At 34.6% G+C, this 7,167-nt stretch carries 6 protein-coding genes; all 6 read left to right on the top strand.

Translation table 11 applies throughout. The features are described 5' to 3' along the window. A partial coding sequence (locus AB1630_08825) for a tetratricopeptide repeat protein (protein ID MEW6103896.1) occupies positions 1–835 on the top strand: 835 nt, incomplete at its 5' end. Further along, positions 832–2,805 (top strand): hypothetical protein, encoded by a 1,974-nt coding sequence (locus AB1630_08820; GenBank protein ID MEW6103895.1) that lies wholly within the window; start codon positions 832–834, stop codon positions 2,803–2,805. The genes AB1630_08825 and AB1630_08820, both read left to right, overlap by 4 nt. Then, a complete protein-coding gene (locus AB1630_08815) occupies positions 2,805–3,707 on the top strand; it encodes a serine/threonine-protein kinase (protein ID MEW6103894.1) in 903 nt (300 codons plus the stop codon). The genes AB1630_08820 and AB1630_08815 overlap by 1 nt, the downstream gene beginning before the upstream one ends. 283 nt (positions 3,708–3,990) lie before the next feature. Next, a complete protein-coding gene (locus tag AB1630_08810) occupies positions 3,991–4,899 on the top strand; it encodes a PfkB family carbohydrate kinase (GenBank protein ID MEW6103893.1) in 909 nt (302 codons plus the stop codon). Then, positions 4,896–6,128 carry a homoserine dehydrogenase gene (locus tag AB1630_08805; GenBank protein MEW6103892.1) on the top strand — a complete coding sequence of 411 codons (1,233 nt, stop codon included), beginning with the start codon at positions 4,896–4,898 and terminating at the stop codon, positions 6,126–6,128. The genes AB1630_08810 and AB1630_08805 overlap by 4 nt, the downstream gene beginning before the upstream one ends. A gap of 23 nt (positions 6,129–6,151) precedes the next feature. After that, positions 6,152–7,003 (top strand): acetylglutamate kinase, encoded by an 852-nt coding sequence (gene argB / locus AB1630_08800; GenBank protein ID MEW6103891.1) that lies wholly within the window; start codon positions 6,152–6,154, stop codon positions 7,001–7,003. The last annotated feature ends 164 nt before the right edge of the window (positions 7,004–7,167 follow it).

Below are 7,167 nucleotides of genomic sequence, written 5' to 3'. Positions count from 1 at the left end.
CATAAAAAGGCTTATCCTTTACAACATGTCCAAAAATCCAGAGACCTCAGAAAGACTTTCCTTTCTTCTTACAGAAAAGGAAAAAAGCCCTGAATCTTATCTTTTACTTGGAATATCAAAAGAAAAGAATAAAAAGGATGATGAGGCAGAGAAATATTATAGAAAGGCAATAGAGCTTGGGCTAGATGAGGGATTTGTAAGGTTTGGATGGCTTCTTTTTAAAAATGAAAGGGATGATGAATGTTTAATGGTGATAGAGGAGGGATTAAAAAGATTTCCCGATGACTTTGACCTTTTGGTTCTTTATGGTGTCCTTTTAAGCCAAAAAAAGGAGCATCAAAGGGCAATTACAATCTTTAAGGATTTAATCAAGAAAATGCCTGATGATGACTACTTATATTTCCAATTGGCTGTTGCCTATGACGGTCTTTTAAATAAAAGCTGGGCAATAAAATATCTTTATAAGGCTATAAGGCTAAACCCAAAGAATTCAGCTTCTTATAACTATATTGGATATACCTGGGCAGAGGAGGGAAAAAATCTAAATAGGGCAATAAAGCTTATTGAGAAGGCATTAAAAATAGAGCCAGATAACCCAGCATACATAGATTCTTTAGGTTGGTGCTATTATAAAATGGGAAGCCTTGATTTAGCCCTTCCATTACTCCTTAAGGCATATAATTTAAAAAATGATGACCCTGTAATACTAGAGCATATAGGTGATGTTTATAATGATAAAGGAATGAAAAATGAGGCAGAAAAATTTTGGCATCTTTCCCTTGATAAATTTAAGGAAGAGAAAGACAAAGAAAGGGTTAAAAAGAAGCTAGAATGAAAAAATTGGTTTTTCCCTTACTCCTTATAATAGGAACATCCTCTTTTAGCAGGGAGATTCCTATAACAAAGGTTATCCTCTATAAAAATGGCATATCTTACATTGAAAGAAAGGGAAGGGTAAGGGATAATGAGATAATAAACCTTTCATTTAAGGATGAAATCTCTGATATATTAAAATCTTTAACCATAAGAGACCTTGATGGAGGAAAGGTCTTTTGGATAGACTACGAATCAAAAAAGCCACTTGATAAGATTCTTGAAGACTTTTCATTAAATCCCTTAAACGATAACCTTACCTCGCTATTGGATAAGATAAAAGGGGCAGAATTGGATATTGCGCTTGGCGGAGATGTTTTGAATGGAAGGCTTTTGGGCTTAAGAAAAAAGGCTATTTTGAAAGATAATTTTAAAATCGAGCTTGATGTATTGGATATAATAGATGAAAATGGTGGATTAAAAAGTATTCTATTGGATGATATAGATGAGATAAGATTAAAAGAAAAAAGCATTGAAGATGAGCTAAATAGGGCTTTAGAAACAATCTTTCAATACAGAAAAAAAGAGAGAAAAAACCTTTCCTTAATTGCAAAAGGCAATGGTGAAAGAAATATAATAATAAGCTATATCACAGAAGCTCCTGTATGGAAAAGCTCTTATAGGATTGTAGCTTTTGAGGAAAAGCATTCTTTATTTTTACAAGGATGGGCAATTGTTGATAATCTTTCTGACTATAATTGGAATGATGTTTCTTTATCCCTTGTTTCAGGAAAGCCTATCTCTTTTATCTCTGATCTCTATTCTCCAATATATAAGAAAAGGCCTGTAATAAAGTTTGAAGAAGAAGAGGTTCAAAAACCAACAATTTCAGAAAGGACATTTGCAGGAGAAAGAAAAAAAGCAATGGTAGGAGGATTTGCTGCTATTGAAGTCCATGATATGGCTTTAGAAATGAAGGAAACCCAAGAGATTGAAATAGCTACCAGAGAGATGGGCGATCTTTTTGAGTATAAGATTGATTATCCTGTAAGTATTCCATCTAACAAATCAGCCCTCATACCAATTATTGAAGGAGATATTAAAGGAGAAAGGCTTTCTTTATACAATGAGGCAAACAATCCAAAAAATCCCCTTTGCTGTCTCTCTATAGAGAACACCACAAATCTTACATTAGATAAAGGCCCAATTACTGTATTTGAAAATGAAGCCTATGCTGGAGAGGGAATATTAGATAGGTTAAGACCCACCGAAAAGGCTTTCATTACATATGGCGTAGATCTTGGTGTAAGTGTCTCTCCATCAGTAAATAGTGAAAGGAGGAATGTTCATTATGTAAGTATTATTCAAGGAACAATGTATGCATATTATAAGAATATAGAGCTTAAAACCTATAGTCTACAAAACAATACCCTCAATCAAAAGGAGGTAATTATAGAACATCCTTTAAGACAAGGATGGGATTTAAAAGAGCCAGAGAAGGAAATGATATATGAACAAACACCAAGTTATTATAGATTTCGGATGAACCTTTCTCCCAATGGTTCATCAAGTCTTTGTGTAAAAGAAGAGATGACATATTATGAAACATATCTCCTTACAAATATTACAAAAGAAAATATTGAAGTCTTCGTAAATATGAACTACATCTCTCCTGAAATAAAAGGGACATTTGAGAAAATAATCAAATTAAAGGATAAAATAAATGAAATCCAGAAAAAAATTGCCTCCCAAGAAAAAAGATACTCTGAAATATTTAAAGACCAGGAAAGGATAAGGGAGAACCTTAAGGTTTTAAAGGATACACCTACTGAGAAGAAGCTAGCAGAGGAATATGTAAATAAGCTATCCAACCAGGAAAAGGAATTAGAAGCCCTTAAAAAGGAGATTGAAGGATTGTATCTTGATAAGGAAAGCTACACAAATGAACTGAACAATATTATAAAAAACATAAATTTTGAAAAGAATATTTAATGGAAGATTTTAAATTAGAAAGGGTTTTAGGAAGCGGAGGATTTGGAAAGACATACCTTGCAGAGGTTTTAAATCCAAGCCTTAAAAAGGAATGGGGGGATTATGTTGCAATAAAAATTCCACAAGATAAAGAAAAGGAGGAATTATTAAAAAGGGAGTTTTTAATGAATGCAAGCATTGTCTTAAAGCTAAAGAATGTAGGAGAATGTCCAAATATTGTTCAATTCCTTGGCATTTCAAAATATAAAGGCTATTATATAATGATTATGGAATATGTAGACGGAAGAAGCCTAAAGGATATAAAAATGCCTGTTTCTTGTGAATGTGGGCTTTCAATCATAGATGATATCCTTTATGGTCTTGTTCATCTTCACAAAGCAGGTATTCTCCACAGGGATATAAAGCCATCAAACATCCTTCTTACAAAGGATAATAGGGCAAAGATATGCGATTTTGGGATAGCAAAGCTTACAACAAAGAATGAAAAGCTTCTTTCAAGGACAGGTTCTTATGCCTATGTTCCTAAAGAGAGGTTAAAGGGAGAAAGGGAGGAATTTTCATCTGATATATACTCTGTTGGAATAACCCTTTATGAGCTTCTTACAGGAAATAGCCCATTTTTGGGAAATAGCCCGGGAGAAACTGTAAAAAATATTTTAGATAAAGAGGCAATACCGCCAATATTTCTAAATAGAAAAATAGGAGAAAACCTAAATAAAATTGTTATTGTATCCATAGCAAAAGACCCAAAATTAAGGTTTCAAAAGGCAGAGGATTTCCTTAATGTAATAAGGGCTTATAGAAAAGATGGAATAAATAGGGATACATACATAGAGAAGGAGATAACAGAAAAGCCAAAACCGAAGATGTTTGTTGCAACAGGAGAATGGAATGAAAAATAATTGTAACCACACTGAAACAAAATTGGTTTTTTTGTGTTATGCTAAAACAAAAATGGTTTGCAAACTTTTTGGTTAACATGTAGTTAGGCATCTTAACCCTAGCCATTTAACAAAAGGGTTTGTTTGAAATTCAATTGATTTTTGGTATGTTATCCGTATAATCCTGCGTCCTATTAACTTATCCGTGCCAATCAGTGGCTGAATGGTAACAAATTTGGGGAGGTTCTGAAAATTTCAACTTGCAACCTTGACAGGATAATGGTTTTTAAGTTATCATTTCTTTGTGCCTGTTCTTATTGTTGGCTCTGTGGGAATAGATTCAGTCCAAACACCATTTGGTGAGGTTTTTGATGTTTTGGGAGGCTCTTGTATATATGCTTCTGTTTCTTGCTCATTCTTTTCAGAAGCAAGGATTTTAAGCGTTGTAGGAGAAGACTTTAAAGAGGAATATTTTTCCCTTCTAACATCTTATGAAATTGACACAGAAGGCATTCGTGTTCTTCCTGGAGAGACATTTAGATGGAAGGGTTACTATACCTATGAGCTTAATGAGGCAAAAACATTAGAAACAAAATTAAATGTTTTGGCTAATTTTGATGCCTCTCTTCCAGAACATTACAAGGATTCAAAATATATCTTCCTTGGAAATATTGACCCAGATATTCAAATTAAGGTTATAGAGCAGATAAAAAATCCAGACTTAATTGTTTTAGACACGATGAATTATTGGATTGAAAATAAAAAAGATGCATTAAAAGAGGCAATATCAATGGTAGATATTATTGTTTTAAACGATGGTGAGGCAAGGGAATTAGTAAAAGAGCCAAATCTTGTAAAGGCATCAGGAAAGATAAGGGAATTAGGGCCAAAGATTGTAATAATAAAAAAGGGTGAGCATGGATGTCTTATGTTCTCGGAGAGGGGAATATTTTCAGCACCCGCATATCCACTTGAAAGCATTTTTGACCCAACGGGCGCAGGTGATACATTTGGAGGGGCTTTAATTGGCTATCTTGCTAATACATCAGGAAAAAGCGATGACCAGCTAAGAAGGGCTGTTATCTTTGGTTCTGCAATGGCATCCTTTGTTGTTGAGGATTTTAGCCTAAATAGGATGAAAAGGCTGACATGGGAAGAGATAAGGCAAAGATATTATCAATTTAAAGAGCTTTCCCATTTTGAGCTTGAATGAAGATAGGTTTAATTGGATTAGGAACAATAGGACAAAGCGTGGTAAGGGTATTACTTACCGAGAATTTTCCCGGCATTTCCCTTGTAAAGATAGCTGATATTGACCTTGCAAGAAAGAGGGATTATATCCCACCTGAAGAGCTTTTGACAGATAACCCTTATGATATTCTGGATGATCCAGATATAGATGTTATAATTGAGCTTATTGGCGGCATAGAACCAGCTTTAGACTATATTTTAAAGGCATTTGAGAATAAAAAGGATGTTGTAACCGCAAATAAGGCTTTGATTTCTTTGCATCTAAAGGAGATTATAGCATCTGCAAAGACTAATAAAAGAAGAATAAGGTTTGAAGCATCTGTTGGCGGAGGAATTCCCATTATTTCATCCATAACCTCAAGCCTTACAGCAAACAAAATTCAAAAAATATATGGGATAATCAATGGAACAACAAATTATATCCTAACAAGGATGCTTGAGGAGAAAAAAGAATTTTCGGATGTTCTAAAGGATGCCCAAAAAGAGGGTTTTGCTGAAGCCAATCCATCCCTAGATATAAATGGAGATGATACCCTACATAAGATTATTATTCTAGCAGGTCTTGCATTTGGAAGGATTGTAGATATGGCTTCTGTTTATAAAGAGGGGATTTCCAAAATTACCATTTCTGACCTTGTCTATGCAGACGAGCTTGGATTTAAGATTAAGCTCCTTGGCATTGCAAAGATAGATAATGGAAATTTAGAAATACGAGTTCACCCTGTTATGATTCCAAAGGAGCATCTTCTTTCCAGCGTTTCTTACAATTACAATGGTATTTATGTTGTCTCTGACCTTACGGGGCCCCTTCTTTTCTATGGTAAAGGTGCTGGTGGGAATCCTACATCCTCTGCTGTTATTGCTGATGTATTTAGCCTTTTAAGGGGTGAAGAGATGAATATTCCAGATATTTCTAATGTTTCTGTCTATCCAATAGAAAACCTTGTTCTTAAATCTTATATAAGGCTCATCGTATCTGATAAACCTGGTGTATTAGCCTTAATCTCTGGTATTCTAGCAAAATATAAGATAAGCATTGAATCCTGCATCCAAAAGGAAAGGGGCGATGTCGTTCCTGTTGTAATGGTAACACATGAGGCTTATGAGGGTGATATAAAATCTGCAATTGATGAGATTAAGAAAGAAGATGTTATCAAGGATGTTATGAGGATAAGGATAGAGGAGATATAAGAAATGCAAAAATCAAAATCAAAATGATGGAAAAATTAAAGGTAATAGATAGAGCAAATATTCTTATTGAGGCGCTTCCTTATATCAAGGAATTTTATGATAAGTATATTGTTATAAAATATGGTGGTTCGGCAATGATTGAGGATGAATTAAAGGAATCCTTTGCTATTGATTGCACCCTTTTAAAGTATGTGGGAATAAAACCGGTAATTGTTCATGGCGGAGGTCCTCTGATTACAAAGTTTATGGAAAAGCTTGGGATTAAGCCAAAATTTCAGGATGGCTTAAGGATAACCGACAAAGAGAGTATGGAGATGGTTGAGATGGTTTTGGGAAGGATAAACACTGAGATTGTTTCATTATTAAACAAGCATGAGGCGAAGGCAGTAGGGCTTTCTGGTGCAGACGGAAATATGATTTTGGCAAAGCCAATAAAGAAATTAGGGTTTGTAGGCGAGGTTCATAGGATAAATAAAGAGCTATTAGAGAAGCTTTTTTATTCTTCCTTTATCCCGGTTATTGCCCCGATTGGGGTGGATGAAAAGGGGGTAAGGTATAACATAAATGCTGATACCGTTGCTGAAGCGATTGCATCAAGAATTGAAGCAGATAAGATTATATTTCTTACCGATACAAAAGGAGTATTAGATGGAGAAAGGCTTCTTTCCACTATAAGAATAGATGAGATAGAGGGATTAATCAAGAAAAAGAAGGTAAGCTCAGGGATGATACCAAAGGTAAGGGCAGCTCAAGAGGCGATTGAGAATGGCGTGATGAAGGCACATATCATTGATGGAAGGATAAAGCATTCAATCCTCCTTGAGCTATTTACCAACAAAGGGATTGGAACAGAGATTATAAGATGGTTATGCTAAAGCCAAAGGCTATACAGACATTATATGAATGAAATGGTGTATCTATTCAGTTCTATTTTTGACAGGATGAACAGGATTGACAGGATTAAATTTATCTTGTTCATCATAAATTATAAGAACGATGAATATTCCGACAATTCCCTCGCCTTTCGCTTTACTTCAAC

The organism is bacterium (genome assembly GCA_040753555.1).
Lineage (GTDB): Bacteria > UBA9089 > UBA9088 > UBA9088 > UBA9088 > JBFLYE01.
The sequence above is the reverse complement of the archived record's forward strand: the minus strand, read 5'-3'. Positions and strand labels throughout refer to the sequence as shown.